Annotated in this window: 16 protein-coding genes; 12 read left to right on the top strand and 4 right to left on the bottom strand. The window is 65.6% G+C overall.

Annotated elements, in window-relative coordinates; genetic code table 11:
• Window positions 1–80: 80 nt before the first annotated feature.
• On the bottom strand, window positions 81–680 hold the full coding sequence (locus ACFVYC_RS16785) for a YdeI family protein (protein ID WP_387552351.1): 600 nt from the start codon (window positions 678–680) through the stop codon (window positions 81–83).
• Window positions 681–785: 105 nt separating this feature from the next.
• On the opposite strand from ACFVYC_RS16785, the gene ACFVYC_RS16780 reads away from it, so the two are divergent.
• The 6 genes from ACFVYC_RS16780 to ACFVYC_RS16755 all read left to right on the top strand — a co-directional run bounded on the left by ACFVYC_RS16780 (window position 786) and on the right by ACFVYC_RS16755 (window position 6444).
• Window positions 786–1520: a VOC family protein gene (locus tag ACFVYC_RS16780; RefSeq protein ID WP_387552349.1), complete on the top strand. Its 735-nt coding sequence runs from the start codon at window positions 786–788 to the stop codon at window positions 1518–1520.
• Between the two features lie 9 nt (window positions 1521–1529).
• Window positions 1530–2069 carry an NUDIX hydrolase family protein gene (locus ACFVYC_RS16775; RefSeq protein WP_104043177.1) on the top strand — a complete coding sequence of 180 codons (540 nt, stop codon included), beginning with the start codon at window positions 1530–1532 and terminating at the stop codon, window positions 2067–2069.
• A gap of 87 nt (window positions 2070–2156) precedes the next feature.
• Window positions 2157–3155, top strand: coding sequence for a DUF6707 family protein (locus tag ACFVYC_RS16770; protein WP_387552347.1), 999 nt, complete (start codon window positions 2157–2159; stop codon window positions 3153–3155).
• Window positions 3156–3203: 48 nt separating this feature from the next.
• A complete protein-coding gene (locus ACFVYC_RS16765; protein WP_387552345.1) occupies window positions 3204–3929 on the top strand; it encodes an SRPBCC domain-containing protein in 726 nt (241 codons plus the stop codon).
• Window positions 3930–4087: 158 nt separating this feature from the next.
• On the top strand, window positions 4088–5317 hold the full coding sequence (gene tgt / locus ACFVYC_RS16760; RefSeq protein ID WP_387552432.1) for a tRNA guanosine(34) transglycosylase Tgt: 1230 nt from the start codon (window positions 4088–4090) through the stop codon (window positions 5315–5317).
• A 188-nt stretch (window positions 5318–5505) separates the two neighbouring features.
• A complete protein-coding gene (locus ACFVYC_RS16755) occupies window positions 5506–6444 on the top strand; it encodes a type IV toxin-antitoxin system AbiEi family antitoxin domain-containing protein (RefSeq protein ID WP_387552343.1) in 939 nt (312 codons plus the stop codon).
• Window positions 6445–6542: 98 nt separating this feature from the next.
• Here the strand turns inward: ACFVYC_RS16755 and ACFVYC_RS16750 are convergent, their stop codons facing one another.
• Window positions 6543–7277: a queuosine precursor transporter gene (locus tag ACFVYC_RS16750; protein WP_387552341.1), complete on the bottom strand. Its 735-nt coding sequence runs from the start codon at window positions 7275–7277 to the stop codon at window positions 6543–6545.
• A 186-nt stretch (window positions 7278–7463) separates the two neighbouring features.
• On the opposite strand from ACFVYC_RS16750, the gene ACFVYC_RS16745 reads away from it, so the two are divergent.
• The 3 genes from ACFVYC_RS16745 (at window position 7464) to ACFVYC_RS16735 (ending at window position 10059) form a co-directional block, all read left to right on the top strand.
• Entirely contained in the window at window positions 7464–8117 is a 654-nt protein-coding gene (locus tag ACFVYC_RS16745) for a TetR/AcrR family transcriptional regulator (protein WP_387552339.1), read from the top strand.
• A 27-nt stretch (window positions 8118–8144) separates the two neighbouring features.
• The gene (locus ACFVYC_RS16740) at window positions 8145–9062 is read left to right on the top strand and encodes a TIGR01777 family oxidoreductase (protein WP_387552337.1); all 918 of its coding nucleotides are present in this window, start codon (window positions 8145–8147) and stop codon (window positions 9060–9062) included.
• 139 nt (window positions 9063–9201) lie between these two features.
• Window positions 9202–10059 carry a hydroxymethylpyrimidine/phosphomethylpyrimidine kinase gene (locus ACFVYC_RS16735; protein WP_387552335.1) on the top strand — a complete coding sequence of 286 codons (858 nt, stop codon included), beginning with the start codon at window positions 9202–9204 and terminating at the stop codon, window positions 10057–10059.
• Window position 10060: 1 nt separating this feature from the next.
• Here the strand turns inward: ACFVYC_RS16735 and ACFVYC_RS16730 are convergent, their stop codons facing one another.
• Entirely contained in the window at window positions 10061–11281 is a 1221-nt protein-coding gene (locus tag ACFVYC_RS16730; RefSeq protein WP_387552430.1) for a serpin family protein, read from the bottom strand.
• Window positions 11282–11512: 231 nt separating this feature from the next.
• Entirely contained in the window at window positions 11513–12919 is a 1407-nt protein-coding gene (locus ACFVYC_RS16725; RefSeq protein WP_387552333.1) for an MFS transporter, read from the bottom strand.
• A gap of 309 nt (window positions 12920–13228) precedes the next feature.
• Between ACFVYC_RS16725 and ACFVYC_RS16720 the strand changes: the two genes are divergently transcribed.
• Genes ACFVYC_RS16720 through ACFVYC_RS16710 form a run of 3 tightly spaced genes read left to right on the top strand, consistent with a single transcriptional unit; the run spans window position 13229 to window position 16351 of the window.
• On the top strand, window positions 13229–13897 hold the full coding sequence (locus ACFVYC_RS16720) for a response regulator transcription factor (RefSeq protein ID WP_387552331.1): 669 nt from the start codon (window positions 13229–13231) through the stop codon (window positions 13895–13897).
• The gene (locus ACFVYC_RS16715) at window positions 13894–15342 is read left to right on the top strand and encodes a sensor histidine kinase (RefSeq protein ID WP_387552329.1); all 1449 of its coding nucleotides are present in this window, start codon (window positions 13894–13896) and stop codon (window positions 15340–15342) included. Before ACFVYC_RS16720 ends, ACFVYC_RS16715 begins: the two co-directional genes overlap by 4 nt.
• Entirely contained in the window at window positions 15335–16351 is a 1017-nt protein-coding gene (locus ACFVYC_RS16710; RefSeq protein WP_387552327.1) for a TAXI family TRAP transporter solute-binding subunit, read from the top strand. The genes ACFVYC_RS16715 and ACFVYC_RS16710 overlap by 8 nt, the downstream gene beginning before the upstream one ends.
• Window positions 16352–16441: the final 90 nt, after the last annotated feature.

Raw genomic sequence — 16441 nt, 5'->3', positions numbered from 1 at the left:
CGTCCCCCTCGGGAGGGGAACGGCACCAGCGCAATTGAACCATCAATCCTACGCGGCACCGCTCCGGGACCCAATTACTGTTACACCGCCGGCGGGCGCTTCTTCTGCGGGTAGGGCGCCTCGCCGCGGGCCAGCATCTCCACAAACCCGGCAATCTTCCGCTCCCGGGTGGCGGCCTGCTTCACCGAGTTGGTCCGGTAGATCAGGGCGAACCGGTTGGTCCTGGTCAGGACATCGAACATCGCCTGGGCGGCGGGAACCGCGGCTATGGCCGCTGCCAGGTCCGCCGGGACTTCGGCTGTGGCCTGTCCCTCGTAGGCCTTGTCCCAGCGGCCGTCTTCCTTGGCTGCGTTCACCGCCGCCCACCCGGCGTCGGCCATCCGGCCCTCCGACTCCAGCCGCGCCACATAAGTGACGTTCCGTGCCGACCACGGGCTTTTGGGTCCCCGGGGCGTCATCCGCTGGAAGGAACTTTCCCCGTCCCGGCGCCTTGCCTGGCCGTCGATCCAGCCGAAGCACAGCGCCTCGTCCAGCGCGGCCGCATAGTCCAGTTCGGTGACCTGGCCGCCCTTTTTGTGCAGGACAAGCCATACACCGGGGCTGGTTTTGTGGTTTTCCTCCAGCCAGGTGCGCCAGGCGGACGCGTCCGGAACCAGCAGTTCCATGAGTTCAACAGCCATGGCCCTATTCTGCTCCTGCACACCGGCACCACAAGCGCGGCGACACCCGGCACACCACGTGGCAGGATGGCACCAAAGTCCCGTTACGATTTCGAAGGAGAAGACATGCTGCGCATCCGACCCCTCCACTTCACCTCCAACATTGAGTCCTGGGACCGGCTCCTCAGCGCCCTGGGCCTGGTCCTGACCGAGGGCGACGGCGGCTTCCGCGTGTTCGACGCCGGCTCGGGCCGCCTTGCCCTCCATGGCGTGCCGGACGGCGCAGCCGAAGACGGGACCACGGCGTTGGCAGTGGAGGTGGGTGACGTAGCTGAGTTCGCCCGCCGCACCAACCTCTCAGCGGCGGACGACGGAACCACGCCCGCGGAAATGATTGCGGCAGACCACGGCGAGGCCTGCAGGATCACGGCGCCGGACGGTTTCAGTTTCCTGGCTGACCCGGCCGCCCACGATGCCCAGGGCGGCGGCGCCGACCCGGCCCTCGCCGTCGTGGGGGTCTGGCTGACGGAGGACCCCACGTCCGCTGCGCAGACGCTGCGGCACGTGGGCGCCCGCCCGCGGCCCGTGCCGGATGCTGACGAAAATGCCGACTTCACCGCCAAGAACGGCGGGGTGCTCCTGGTGCGTCCGGCGTCGGGCACTCCGCGCTCCGGACTTGGCTTTGAGTACGACGGCGGGCTGGCGCCGCTGCGGGAACGCCTCGCCGCCGCCGGGATCGAGGCAGGCATCACCGAGGAGGCGTTTGGCAGCACGCTCCACGTGCCCAACCCGGACGCGGGCGCCGCCGCGCCCCACGTGCCGGCCACGGTATGGATCTCCGAGCGGCGTCCCATGGGGTAGAACTTAACCATGAACGTGCGCACCCCTGACCCGAATCCCGGCTGGCTCTCCGAAGAAGACCTCTTTGAAGCGCGCGGGCGGCTGCCCATGGTTTACGTCGAGGCAGTGCCGGTCCGGCTGGATCCGCTGGGCTTCGTCAATGAAGTGGGAACCCTTCTCCAGGCGGACGAGGACGGCACCATGGTCCGGTCCCTTGTTTCCGGCCGCGTCATCTACCGCGAAACCATCCGCGCGGCCCTTCTCCGGCACATGGAAAAGGACCTCGGCCCGCTGGCGTTCCCGCAACTTCCCATCAGCCCGGTGCCCTTCACCGTGGCGGAGTACTTCCCCGCGCCGTCCCAGACCGGCTTCACCGACGAGCGCCAACACGCCGTCTCCCTGGCTTATGTGATCCCCGTGACCGGCGAATGCGAGCCCCGCCAGGACGCCCTGGAACTCACCTGGATGACCCCCGAGGAAGTGCTCAGTCCCGGCGTCCAGGTGGAGTTCACCGGCGGACGCGGCGGCCTCATCCGGCAGGCCCTGGCCTTCGCGGGCGTGGGGTTCTGACACCCTCGGCCGCACCCGGCGTCCCCGACTTCCGGCACCCTCCTTTGTAGACTGTAGGGCGGACCGCAAGAGAACTTAAGGACTCCCATGACCGAAACACCAGCCGCCCGGCACCATCGTGAACAGCAGGCTGGATCCCTGACTACCGGCAGCCACATCCTCCTGCCCGACGGTGAACGGACGGCGGAGATCCACCAGGTGGAACTGGAACCGGACGATTTCGGCGCCCCGGCGCTGGTACTCGCCAGCCTGGCCGGAGGCGGCACGTTGCGCATCGCCGTGGGCACCACCGTGACGGTGACTGACGGAGAGTCCGACGCCGTCACGCAGCTTCGGCTGCCCGTGGAGCCTTCCGGGGAGGCCGGGCAGGAGCAGCCCGGCGACACTCCCGCTGCGGCACCTGTGGCTCCCGCCGTCGTCGTACCTCCCCTGCCGCCTGTTCCCCCGGCCGGCAGCGGCGCCAGCGAGGAGGAGCTCGCGCTGATTCCGGCTCCACAAGGTACGCCGGAATCGGTGGTGGAAGCCGCATCGGAAGCCCACCCGGACGCCACGGGAGTGCTGCTGCTGGCGGACCGCCTGGCGAAGGGCGTGAACTTCAAGTCCGGCAGCTGCCTCAAGGATTTGAGCGATCTCGCGCATGAACTCTTCATCACCCTCAAGGACGCGGACGGCTCCCTGGCTGTCGCGGACCTGCTGAATGTCCTGCCCTTTGACGGGAATCCCGGCCGGTGGGCGTCTGTGGAGGCGTCCCTGGCGCTGTCCAGCTACATCTGCCGGCAGGACGGCCAGCGGGAGCGGGCAGAGGTGTACGAACGGCTGATCCGCACGCCGGAAAACCAGGAGACCGATCCGTTCAAGGCCAGGATGGCAGCCAAGGTCCGGCAGCGCTCGCTGAACGAGCCCAACCTGTACGACAAGGAAATCTTCCGGTCCATCGACAACTCCAACCACGACGCCGAGCGGGAATGGCGGCTGCTGCGGCTCGAATCCCTGCTGTTCCTTCGGGCGCACGGAGGTTCGGAAACCATCGGGCAGGGCGAACTTGAGCGCCGCATCAGCAATGAACTCGAGGCCGTCCGCGCCTAGGAAAATTACCCCTACCCGGCGTCCGGCCGGAGTTGTACATTCGGGGCTATGACTAACAATCTGAGCGTGGTGATCAATGCTGACGCGCCGCAGGTCTGGACAATGCTGCGCGAACCGTCCAAAGTCGCCGAATGGCACGGCTGGCAGGCCGAGGACCTGGACGCCGAGATCAAGGAAATCTACTTCTCGGCAGACGTCGAGGAAGCGCCGGACCACACCAGCTTTACGGTCCACGGCGGTGACATCTTCGAGCTGAGGCCGGTTCCCCAAGGGACCTTGGTGAGCGTGACGCGGGCTGCGGTGGACCACAACTCCGAATGGGCGGCCTGGGACGAGGACATCACCCAGGGCTGGCTCACGTTCCTGCAGCAGCTCCGCTTCGCACTGGAACGCCACCCGCACGGCAAGCGCCATACACTGTTCCTGCAACTACCGGGCGGACCCGGCTCGGCGATCGAAAAACTCGGTCTGGCCGAGCTCCCGGCGCGTGGTGACGACTACCGGCTGACCCTGGGCACGGGCGAGGAAATCTCCGGAAAGGTCTGGTACCGGACCAACCATCAGGTGGGACTGACGGTCCACAGCTACGCGGACCATGGTGACGGCCTGCTCGTAGTGGCCGACCAGCTTGCCATTGAGGACGTCCGGCCCGACGGCGGGTCCCTGGTCATCGCCTCGACGTACGGCCTGGGTGCCGGCAGGCTCGACTCGATCCGCGAATCCTGGGACTCGTGGCGCGCTGAGAACTACCCCACATCCGAACCGGTGAGCTGAGGGACCTGCGCGATTGCTGGCACACTGGTACGGTGCCAGCCAACCCTGCTTCTGTTCCTTCCCCTTCTGCCGCCCCGACTGCCACTGGCTTCCAGCCGTCGTCCCCCGGCGAGGCTGCGCCGGGTGCAGCGGCGCGGCAGTCTGAGTTCGGGTTCCGGGTGGGTACCCGCCTTGCGGAGTCCTGCGGGCCCTCGGCTGCCCAGGCGGCGGCCAACGGCGGCCAGTTCCTGGGGCGCACCGGCACCATCACCACCCCCCACGGTGAGATCCAGACTCCGGCGTTCATCGCCGTCGGGACCAAAGCCACGGTCAAGGCAGTGCTGCCCGAGTCCATGGCGGACCTCGGGGCCCAGGCCCTGCTGGCCAACGCCTACCACCTGTACCTGCAGCCGGGCGCGGACATCCTGGACGAGGCGGGCGGCCTTGGCGCGTTCATGAACTGGTCCGGGCCCACTTTCACGGACTCCGGCGGGTTCCAGGTGATGAGCCTGGGCTCTGGGTTCAAGAAGGTCATCGACATGAAGTCGGTGGACGCTTCCGGGCCGGATGACGCCGTCGCCCCCGGCAAGGAACGCCTGGCGCACATCGACGATGACGGCGTTTGGTTCAAATCGCACCTGAACGGCGATAAGCACCGCTTCTCCCCTGAGATCTCGATGCAGGTCCAGCACCAGATCGGTGCGGACATCATGTTCGCCTTCGATGAGCTGACCACGCTGCAGAACTCGCGCGGCTACCAGGAGGAATCGCTGGAGCGCACCCGGCTGTGGGCACTGCGCTGCATCGAGGAGCACTTCCGGCTCACCTCGTCCCGGGTGGGCAAGCCGTACCAGGCCCTGTTCGGGGTCATCCAGGGCGCGCAGTACGAGGACCTGCGGCGGAAGGCCTGCCGGGATCTGGGTGCCATGCCGTTCGACGGGTTCGGCATTGGCGGGGCGCTGGAAAAGGAGAACCTGGGCACCATTGTGCGCTGGTGCAACGAGGAGCTGCCGGAGGACAAACCGCGCCACCTGTTGGGGATTTCCGAGCCGGACGACATTTTCACCGCCATCGAGAACGGCGCCGACACCTTCGACTGCGTCTCCCCCACCCGGGTGGCGCGGAACTCCGCCTTTTACACACCGCAGGGCCGTTTCAACCTGTCCGGCGCCAAGTACAAGCGCGATTTCGGACCCCTCCAGGACGGCTGCGGCTGCTACACCTGCACCCACTACTCCCGGGCGTACATCCACCACCTGTTCAAGGCCAAGGAGATGCTGTCCGCCACGCTGATCTCCATCCACAATGAGCGTTTCGTGGTGAAGATGGTGGACGACGCCCGCCTGGCCATCGAGGCCGGCACCTTCTTCGAGTTCAAGGCCGAGACGCTGGGGCAGTACTACTCCTAGCGTGACCCCGCCGTCGTAATTCCTGGAATGGGGCGGCGGGCAGGATGGTGCCCAGGCGCCGTTTCGACGGTTCCCTGCGCGCTCGACGTTCCGCAGCACCGCGTGCGCAGGGAACCGTCGAAACGGGCTTGTCCACATAGCGGTGTCCGGCCCTGGGCGGCTGACTTCCGCCCGGGGATTGTGTAGCCATGACCACACTTGCTGCCCTTCCTTCGTCGGCAAACCTCTGGCGGACGGAGGAACTTCTCGAACAGGGGCTGAACTCCCGGGCCATCGCGGCACTGGTCCGCGAAGGGACGCTGCTCCGTGTGCGGCGTGGTTGCTACGCCCGCAGCGCCTGGTGGACAGCTTTGAAAGCCGCCGGACGCCGTCGCCAAATCATCCACGCCCATGCGCACGGAACCAGAACGACGTCGACGGGCGGCTTTGTTTACAGCCACACCTCGGGTGCCAGCTTGCGGCGGCTTCACCTGTGGGACGTCGATGACCTGGTGCACTTGACCCAATCGGGCCGCCCGTCCAAGATCTCACACGGGCGTGGAGTCGTTGCCCACACCAGGAGCCTTAGTAGCCGGGACCTTGCCTTTGTAGAGGGCTTGCCGTGCACCTCGTTGGAGCGAACGGTGGTGGACTGCTGCCTTATGTTCAATCTCCGCCAGTCGGTGATCCTGGTGGATCACGCTGCCAGGCTGGGCGCAGATTTGCAGCTCCTAAGGAGTCAGTGCGCCGCGTTGGCAGGCCGCAACGGAGTGGTGGCACTGCGCCGGGCCCTTGAACTTGCCGACCCCCGTTCAGAGTCAGCCGGCGAGAGCCTCACCCGGGAACTGCTCGTGAGGCTCAAAATCGAGCTCCCCGTACCGCAGTTCGAAGTTCACACGCCACTGGGACGGCACCGGCTGGACTTCGCCTGGCCGGAACGCAAGGTTGCCCTTGAATTTGATGGCAAGTCAAAGTACTTCGAGTACCGGCCCACCAATGAGGTCCTGTTCGAGGAACGCCGGCGAGAGAAAGCGCTAATGGAGGAAGGCTGGACGTTTCTCCGGATCGAGTGGAAGGACCTTTTCAACGAGGCCGAGTTCAAGTACCGCGTGCTGCGGGCGCTGGCGCAGGGCGCGGAACACGGCTAAGCACCGCCGTTTCGACGGTTCCCTGCGCACGCGACGATCTCGAACGTCGAGTGAGCAGGGAACCGTCGAGTCGGGCAGCAGGGGCCGGCGAAGGCTGCTCAAGCCGCGGGCGCGGGGACGACGCCGTAGCTCGGCTCGCGCTTCTTGATCCAGCCGATGACCAGGGATGTGACAGGCACGAGGATGAACTCCACCAGGGTTTTGTAGACGAAGCCCACCACCACGTAGTTCACGAAAGTTCCGAAGTCGGTGATGCCGATGACAGACGCCGCGATGCTGCAGAAGATGAGGGTGTCCACGAACTCGCCGGCACCTGAAGAACCCATCAGGCGCGCCCACAGGGACTTCTCCCCCGAACGGGCCTTCATCCTGACAAGGATCCACGAGTTGATGGTCTGCCCTGCGAGGAAGGCAAGCAGCGAAGCCAGCACAATCTGCGGGACGGGGCCCAGTGCGCCTTCCAGGGCGGCCTGCTTGGTCGTTCCGAACTCGTCGTCGAAGCCGGGCAGGGCAATGATCACCCAGTAGCAGAGGGATGCGAAGACAGACAGAGCGAAGGTGGTCAGAATAGCCTTGCGGGCCACCTTGAACCCATAGACCTCACTGATGACGTCGCCCAAAATGTACGCCAGGGGAAAGAGGAAGAAACCGCCGTCGGTGATGATTGGCCCGATGGCTACGCCCTTGGACGCGCCGATATTGGACAGGATCAGCACCACTGCCATGGATGCCAGCATGATCCCGAAGTACGGGGACCCTATCGAGGCGAACTTGGCCGCGCCGCCTGACGGGGTTGTTTCGGGCAGGGCGTTGTGGCCTGGGGCTGAGGGCATGGGAGTCCATTCATAGTGGTTCGCTCGGCGCACGGGATGGTACCGGCCGCCGGCTGTATTAGCACTGTCCGCCCAATTCTCCCATTGAACTGCAGCAGCAAAAAGACCGGGATGTGCGCACGGAACTGAACGCGTTCAATTTATGAAATACCTTATTGAACACGTTCAAACTCCAGGAGCCTTCAAGTGACCAAGAGCGAGCAGACACGCCAGCTGGTGGCGGACGTTGCCCTCAGGATGTTCCGTGAAATCGGCTTCGCGAAGACCACCATGCGCGCCATCGCCGGGGAAGCCGGAATCTCGGTTGGCAACGCCTACTACTACTTCGCCTCAAAGGACGATCTGGTCCACGAGCTCTACCTTCAGGTGCAGGCAGAGCATGCGGCCAAGGCAGCCGAGGAACTCCATGATTCCGGCGATCTGTCCGCGCGCCTCAAAACCGTCCTTCACGCCGGCCTGGACGTTATGGCTCCCTACCACCGGTTTGGTGCCGATTTCGTGGCCACGGCCATCCGTCCCACTTCCCCGGTGAACCCCTTTGCTGCCGGCTCAACGACAGCACGCGAGGCTTCCCTGAGTATCTTCCGCGCGGCGGTTGACGGAGCTAAACCCGCGGCACCGAAGAAGCTGCGCGCCGACCTGCCTGAACTGCTGTGGCTTTATTACATGGGCATCACCCTCTTCTGGGTCTACGACACGTCAGAAGGGCAGCAGCGGACCCGGCGCCTGGTGGACGGATCCGTCCCCTTGATCACACGGGGACTCTCGCTGGCGCGGATTCCCGGGGTGGGCAAAATATTGGACGACGTCCTCAGCTTGAGCCGCAGCGTCCGCAGCTAAACACCAGAAACAACAATGGGGGAAAAGATGAGCAGCACTCGAACGGTGGTCCTGGCCGGAGCTTCCGGTTTCATCGGCAGGTACTTCCGGCAGCGTTTTGAGCAGGACGGCTGGACCGTCCGCACCATCAGCCGCAAGGGCGCCAAGAGCTCGCCCTCAGTCACGTGGGATGACGACGACGCCGGGCTGGCCCGGGTGATCGACGGTGCCGAACTTCTCGTCAACCTCGCCGGACGCTCCGTCTCCTGCCGCTACAACGCCAAGAACAAGGCAAGCATTCTGGAGTCGCGGGTCGCAACCACGGCGGCACTCGGCCGGGCTCTGGCTCTCTGCCGCCAGCCGCCGTCGACCTGGCTGAACGCGAGCACGGGCACCATCTACCGCTACGCCTTGGACGGCCCCCAGACAGAACGCGACGGCGAGCTGGGGACCGGCTTCTCGGTAGACGTGGCCCGCGCCTGGGAGACGGAGCTGGAAGCGGCCGATACACCTGCGACACGAAAGATCCCGCTCCGGATCGCCATCGTTCTGGGCCCGGGCGGCGGCGCATTGCGGCCCTTTGCCACCTTGGCACGCTTGGGACTCGGAGGCCGCATGGGCCCTGGCACACAGAAATTCAGCTGGATCCACGTAGAGGACCTCTACCGGACCGTGCGCTTTGTGCATGCCCGGAAGGACATCGCCGGCCCGGTCAATGTTTCGTCACCGGACGTGGTGGACAACCGCGAACTGATGCGCATGGTCCGGCGTGCCTACCGCGCCCGGTTCGGAGTTCCCACGCCGGCGTGGCTGCTGCGGCTGGGCGCCAGACTGATCCGGACAGAAACCGAACTGGTCCTGAAAAGCCGCTGGGTCCAGCCGCAGAAGCTGTTGGACGCAGGTTTTGTCTACAGTCAGCCTGAATTGGGCCGGGCACTACAGCAGATCGCCAAGGGCAGGTCATGACCCGCGCTGTTAGCAACCAGCTGAACAAGGCCACGGAGCAGTGCCGGCAGCTGACCCTGGAGCCCTGACCACGCTTCAATGGCCTGCGCTGTTCAGACACACAAAGCGGGCGGGCGACGCCGGATGGCAGGATAGTGCCATGACTTCTGTTTCCGCTGACGTCCAGTCGTCCGCTGCCGCTCCCGCCGTCGTCCTGACGATCGCAGGCTCTGAGGCCACCGGCGGCGCCGGCGCCCAGGCCGACCTGAAGACCTTTCAGGAGCTCGGCGTTTTTGGCATCGCCAACTTGACCTGCATCGTGTCCTTCAACCCGAATGACAGCTGGAACCACCGCTTCGTGCCGATGGACCAGCAGGTGATTGCGGACCAGCTGGAGGCGACGACGGCGGCCTACGGGCGGGAGTCCGGTGCACCGTCCGTACTGGAAACCGTGAAGATCGGCATGCTGGGCAGCCCGGCCACCATCAGCACCGTGGCCGGCGCGCTGGCAGCCAGCCAATTCCGCAACGTTGTCCTGGACCCGGTGCTCATCTGCAAGGGCCAGGAGCCCGGGCACGCACTGGACACCGATCAGGCACTGAAGGCGCAGATCCTGCCCTTGGCAACGTTCGTCACGCCGAACCACTTCGAAGCGGAATCCCTTTCCGGCCTGGCAATCACGGACGTGGAGTCGCTGAAGGCCGCAGCCGTGCGCATCCACGAGTTGAGCGGAGCCGCGGTGCTCGCCAAGGGCGGCGTGAGGCTGGAAGGCCCTGACGCCGTCGACGTTTTCTATGACGGTGAAACCCTCGAAGTCCTCCGCGAGCAGAAGGTGGGCGAGGTGGCGGTATCCGGTGCCGGGTGCTCGCTTGCTGCGGCGGTGACTGCAGAACTGGCCAAGGGCGCCACGCCGCTGGAGGCCGCCCGCACGGCAAAGGCCTTCGTCACCGAGGGAATCCGCAACCGCGTGGCCTCGGGTGCGCCGTTTGATGCGCTCTGGCAGGGCGGCGCGGCCTAGCCTAGCGCGGGTCCGCGACCTTCCCCATAAACAGCGGCAGGCCGGTCCCGACGTGCACAATCTGGTACTGAAACGGCCGGTCGAAGCTGATGGACTGTGCCGGCTCCGGCTGGATGCTTGTGGCCATGCCGTTGATCTGGGTGACGGCGGCGGCCACGGTCCCTTTCTCCGCCACGGTGATGTTGGCGTCCTGTGCAGCCTGGGTGATCATCAGCCCCGGCTGGATCGCGTCGAAATCGGTGGTGGTACTCAATGTCTCCCGCAGTCCAAGCTGTTCCAGGATGGCGCGCACGTCGAAGTGGCTTTTGTGGTCCCACGTGGGCAATGCCAAGTCAACGTCCTCGGGGTCCGCAGCGTCCAGGGCACGTGCCACCTCGGCCAGCCGGTCGGCTTTGAGGCCGCCGGCACCGCCGTCGGAATCCTCGGCGGGAAGCACAAGCCGCATCACAAAACCCTCACCGTACGGAAGGTCAACGGCCTGCCAGCCGGCGCCCTCGGCGTAGGCAACCTCCTGCATGCCGTGCATCATGGGGACATCAACCACGCCATCCGGGGTGGCGAACGGTGCATCGAAAGTAGTCCCCGCGCTGAACGGAACGTCCCAGGCGCCAGCAAAATAAACGGCGTTGAGCAGGCTGAAGGTGTTGTCGCGGTCGTAGGGAGCCGGCGCTTTCTTGATCCGGCCGCCTGTATGCCGGCTGACCCATGCATCGATCGCGGGTTTGGTGAGAGCCTCGTCCCGGAAATCGACGGGGTGCACACCCGTCCCGTAGTGCTTCGCGAGCGTATCGAGGTAGCCCCCGCCGGTGGGGACGTTTTTGTCCACAAACAGTCCGTTGGCAGTATGCACCAGCGGTTTGGCAGGCGGGTTGTCCTCGTCCACGGAGCCGGGGTCGCCGTCGTACTCTTCCAGGGACGCGAGCAGCGCATTCATGGCCTCGTCCCGGTCCGTCTCCGGAAGGCCCAGCACGGCATCGATTTCCGCGGCAGCCTCCCCCGATGCCCCGGCCCGCAACATGGCCAGGGCAATCAGCAGGCTCCCCGGCGATGCGATGACGTTCCCCTGATCGCTGGCCAGGAGGGCGTCGCCGAGCCTCAGTGCGGAGTCCCGGAACGAGGCCAGTTCGTCCGGGTAGGCCCCACGGTCCGCCGAGGCGCGTTCCACGCCGTGGGCAGTGAGTAATTCCGGCGCCGCCGGGGCTGCACACGCCGCCAGTCCCATCACAGCACCCAACGCCATCGTCCGCTGAAAACGAAACACCTCTGCTGCCTCCCCCGGCATACCGCGGCGGGAATCCGCCTCCTCCCAGTGAAGCAGCGGCGGGGGGCATCAGGCGATGCCGGTACGGTCACGCTTTGCACTCATTTGGGTCTCACCGGTGCCCCCTCCCACCAGGACGGGTACGACGGCGGGTGGCCACCCGCCGTCGTATCCTCCCTTTGTTACCGGGCGTTAGACGCCCAGCAGGTCCTTGTCTTTGTCGCTTTCCTTGTCGCCGTCCTTGGAGGGACGGTTCCAGGCGTCGCCCTGCTCGCGGTCCAGGTGGGTGGCTTTCTTGTTCTTCAGCGCGAAGATGTAAACCACCAGCGAGATGGCAATGGCCACCGTGACGTAGGTGAAGAACAGGTCCACCCGCTCGGCCTTCTGCAGTGCGGCTCCGATGAGCGGGACCGTGCCACCGAACAGCGAGTTGGCAATCGCGTAGCCCAGGCCGACGCCTAGGGCACGGATGGAGGCCGGGAACAGTTCAGCCTTCACCAGTGCGTTGATGGAGGTGTAACCGCCCACGATCAGCAGGCCACCAAGCATCAGCAGGAAGGCCGTGAAGGAATCCTTGGTGTTGGACAGCGTGGAGAGCAGCGGCCAGGTGAACAGGACCCCCGTGATCCCGAACCAGAGCAGCAGGGGCTTGCGGCCCACCTTGTCCGAGATGATGCCGTACACGGGCTGCAGGAGCATAAAGATGAACAGCGCCCAGAAGTTGATCACGGACGTGTCGGTCTTGGCGATGCCGGACGTATCGTTCATGAACTTCAGGATGAAGTTGGTGTAGGTGTAGAACGCCACCGTGCCGCCAAGCGTGACGCCGATGCAGATCAGCAGCGGCTTCCAGTACTGCGTGAACAGCAACTTCATGGTGCCGGGCTGGGCAACGCCTGCCGCGGCCGGCGTTTTGGCGGCCTGTACCTGTTCCTGGGAAACGGTCTCTTCCATGGAACGCCGCAGCCAAAGGACCACCAGCGCTGCGACGCCGCCCAGTGCGAAGGGAATCCGCCAGCCCCACTCGGTGAGGGCCTCATCCGGCATGGCGTTCTGCAGGATCACCAGGACCAGCAGGGCCAGCATCTGTCCGCCAACGAGCGTGACGTACTGGAAGCTGGAGAAGAAGCCACGGCGCTTGGACGTTGCGGCCTCGGACATGTAGGTGGCACTGGTGCCGTACTCGCCGCCCACCGAAAAGCCCTGGACCAGGCGGATCAGGATGAGCAGGACCAGTGCCCAAACTCCCACTTGCTGGGTGGTGGGCAGGATCGCGATGGCGAAGGAGCCGGCGGACATCAGGGTGACGCTGAGGGTCAACGCCGCCTTGCGGCCCTTGCGGTCGGCGTAGCGGCCGAAGAACCATGCCCCGATGGGCCGCATCAGGAACGACGTCGAGAAGACGGCCATTGCCTCCAGACCGGCCTGAAGGTCATCCTTGGAGTTGAAAAAATGGGACTGGAAGTAGGCGGCAAAGACCGTGTAAACGTACAGGTCGTACCACTCGACCAGGTTGCCGGCCGAGCCCTTGAGGATATTGCTCACCGCCCGGCGCGTCTGGGCTGCCTCGCTCACGGCTGTGGTTTGCTGGGTGCTCATCGCTGAACCTTCCTTGGCTGCGCGGCCCCCACTGTACGCTGCGGCCTGACTGCTGTGCTCTCCATGGCAGCATTGCTCATGGTTCCTCCTCGACGTTGACGTCCCCTGGAAGCCGGAGGACCCCACCAAAGCTATTCGTGAGCCAAGGCACATCCCAAGCGGAAGGCGATTTCCTAACACTTCCTTAGGTTTTCACTTCGGGCCCTGGTGCCGGACGGACGCCGGGGCGGGGCTGAAATCCGGCGGACGCGGTAACCTCCAAAGGCAGGAAAGGAATTTCGCGGGGTCAAAACGGGACAGGAACTGGCAATGAAGGTGCTCATCGTCGAGGACGACGACGCCATGGCGTCCGCCCTGGATGCGGCCGTGGTGTCCGCCGGGCACACGTCCAGCAGGGTTTCCCGCGGTGCCGACGCACTCCTGGAACACCGGCGGTTCGAGGTCATCCTGCTGGACCTGGGCCTTCCGGATATGGACGGCCTCGAGGTACTGCGCAAGCTCCGCCAGGTCACCCCCGTTCCCATCCTGATCCTCACCGCCCGCGACGACGAACGCAGCGTGGTGCTGGGACTGCGCTCGGGAGCCGACGATTACCTCGTCAAGCCCGTGAAGCTGGTGGAACTCCTCGCCAGAATTGAAGCTGTCACCCGCCGGACGGGCCGGGCCAGTGACACCAGGCAGCGGAGCATCGTGCTGGGAGAACTCGAAGTGGACCTCGAGCGCAGGGTGGCCGTCCTCGGTCAGCAGGCCCTTCCCCTGACCCCCACCGAATTCGATCTGCTCGCGCTCCTGGCCGGCCACGCAGGGTCAGTGGTCACACGGGAACAGATTCTGGACGCGCTGTGGGGCGACGCGTTCGTTGCCTCTTCCCGGTCCCTGGACGTGCATCTGACGGGCCTGAGGTCAAAGCTCCAATTGCCGGGCTTCATCATCAACGTCCGTGGGGTTGGCTACCGGGTAGAGGCGGATCCTGCGTGAAGCTCCGCGTCCTCGGGGTCCTGAGCATCCTGGCCGTCCTGCTGGTGCTCATCGCTTCCAACACTATCCTGGCTTCGGCCAGCCGGGAACTCACCCAGGAACTCCAGATCAACAGGGCGGCAGCCCTCAACAGGCTTGCGCAGGTGGCGTTCGACGCCGGGACTGAAGGCGGCGATTCCACCCAGCTTCAGGCCGAAATGGACAGATACTCCGAGCTCTATGGGGAGGGCATCCTGGTCCGGCTCCAGAACGGCACCCTGCGGTCCGGCGGCCTGAGCGAGGACAGGGCGGACGTGAAGGACGCGCTGGCCCGGGCAAACCTGAACCTCAGTGACACAAGCCTGGACCCGTTGCAACCGTTCGGGACCGGTTCCGACGTCATTTCCCGTTCCTTCGGCAGCGCCAGCCAGGTACTCGGTGCCGCCGTCCTGGAGGTCAACCAGGACGCGGCCCGGCAGAAACTGCGCGAACGCTGGCTCGCCGTCGGACTTGCCGCCGCCGCCCTCACGGCCATGCTCCTCATCGGAGCCGGCCAGGTGACCCGCTGGGTGCTTCGCCCGGTCCACCGCCTCAACGCCGCTGTCGCGGAGCTTGAAACCACCGGTCGAAGCAGCCGGCTGCCGGCGGAGGGACCGCCGGAGCTGAGGGAGCTGACCCGCTCGTTCACCGCGATGGCGCAAAGCGTCAGCGACAGCATCGAGGCCCAGCGCCAGCTCATTGCTGACACTTCGCATGAACTGCGTAATCCCGTGGGCGCCCTGCGGCTGCGGATCGACCTGCTGCAGCTGGAGCTGAAAACAGCCCGGGAGCAGGCTGCTGCATCCGCCGTGGTGACTGAGCTTGAGCGGGTGGAAGAAATCCTTGACGGTGTCCTCAGGCTGGCGGCGGCCGAACACCGGGCCGCCGAAGACTCCGCCGGCACTACTTTCAAGACGCCTCCACAGGGAAGTCAGGCACCCATTGATCCCTTCGCCGTCGTGCAGGACATAGCCGAACGGGCCGGACCTGCCGCACGGCTTGCCGGGGCCTCCGTCATCCTCGGCAGTCCGCCCCGGCCCTCCACGCCCATTGCCTGCAACCGGGACCACCTTGCGCAGATGGTGGGAGAACTGCTGAACAACGCCGTCAAGTACGCCGGTCCTGCACACATCTCAGTTGCCGTCCGCGGGCGCGGCGGCACCGTGGTGATCGAAGTGTCCGACGACGGCCCCGGACTTTCGGCCGAAGAGCGGGCGGCCGCCACCCACAGGTTTTGGCGCTCGCCGCAGCACAGGGGCGTCAGCGGCACCGGCCTGGGCATGACCATTGTGGAGAAGCTGGCCGTCGCCAACGGAGGGCGCCTCCTGCTTGCCGAGGCACAACCCCACGGCTTGGCGGCTTCCCTTGAGTTTCCGCGCGCCCCCGAATTTCACGCCCCTGATACCAAGGGAGCACCGCATGCGTGACCTGATGTCAATCCAACTGTCGCGGCGCGAGGCCCTCACGGCCGGTGTTGCCGCAGGGTTGGCAGTTCTGATGATGCCTGCGCTTGGCGCCTGCACCGTGGACGGCCGGCCGGACTCCATCACCGTTGCAGGGGGTGAACCCGGCGGTTTTTACCTCGAATTCGCCACCCTGCTTGCCGCATCCCTGCAGCGCAACGGCGTGGCCCGCCATGCCGCGGCGCTTACCACCGGGGGCAGCCTGGACAACCTTGAACACCTCCTGAGCGGGCGGGCCACATTCGCCGTCGCCCTCGCCGATGCCGCAGCGCAAAGCTCAGCGGACAGGAGCGCACCGAGTGCCGGAATTTCAGCTCTTGGCAGGGTCTACGAAAACTACGTCCACTGCGTGGTCCGAAAGGCCAGCGGCATCCTCACCATCCCCGACCTGGCCGGCAGGGCAGTAGCTGCGGGCGAGCCCGGTTCGGGAACTTCCCTGACGACGCCACGCCTGCTCGAAGCGGCCGGGCTCAGTTCAGCCGACGGCTACGCAGGTTCCACGGGCCCCGGCGGACAGGCGGTCACCGTTGTGAACCTGGGACTCAACGACGGCCTGACAGCGCTCCGCGAGGGATCTGTGGAGGCGTTGTTCTGGTCCGGTGGTGTTCCTACAGCCGCCATCGCTGCCGCCCATAGCGACGTGGGGCTCAATTTCCTGGATCTCTCCGTGCTGCTTCCTTCGCTGCGTGCAAAGTATGGCGCTTTCTACGACCGCGTGCTGATTCCGGCCGGAGCTTACGAAGGCCTGCCCGCGGTATGGACAGTCGGTGTGACCAACCTGTTGCTGTGCCGGACTGACCTGGAGGATACCTCCGTGAAGCGGACTGTGGAGCTCCTGGTGGGTCACGCTGACGAGCTCATTCCGCAGTCCAGCCTGGGGGTGCAGTTCCTCAGCCCGGAATCCCTCATCAACACGGCAGGCCTCCCGCTGCACCCTGCGGCAGCGGACGCGTACCGCGCGCTGCACGGCTGACCCGGCGACGCTCTCTCACTTTCTGCACCTTTTACCGAAACGCTCTCGCACCGACTGGAAGAGCGTTAAGGGAAAAGCAGCAGGAAGTGA

This window comes from Pseudarthrobacter sp. NPDC058329 (assembly GCF_042879835.1).
Classification (GTDB): Bacteria; Actinomycetota; Actinomycetes; order Actinomycetales; family Micrococcaceae; genus Arthrobacter.
The sequence above is the reverse complement of the archived record's forward strand: the minus strand, read 5'-3'. Positions and strand labels throughout refer to the sequence as shown.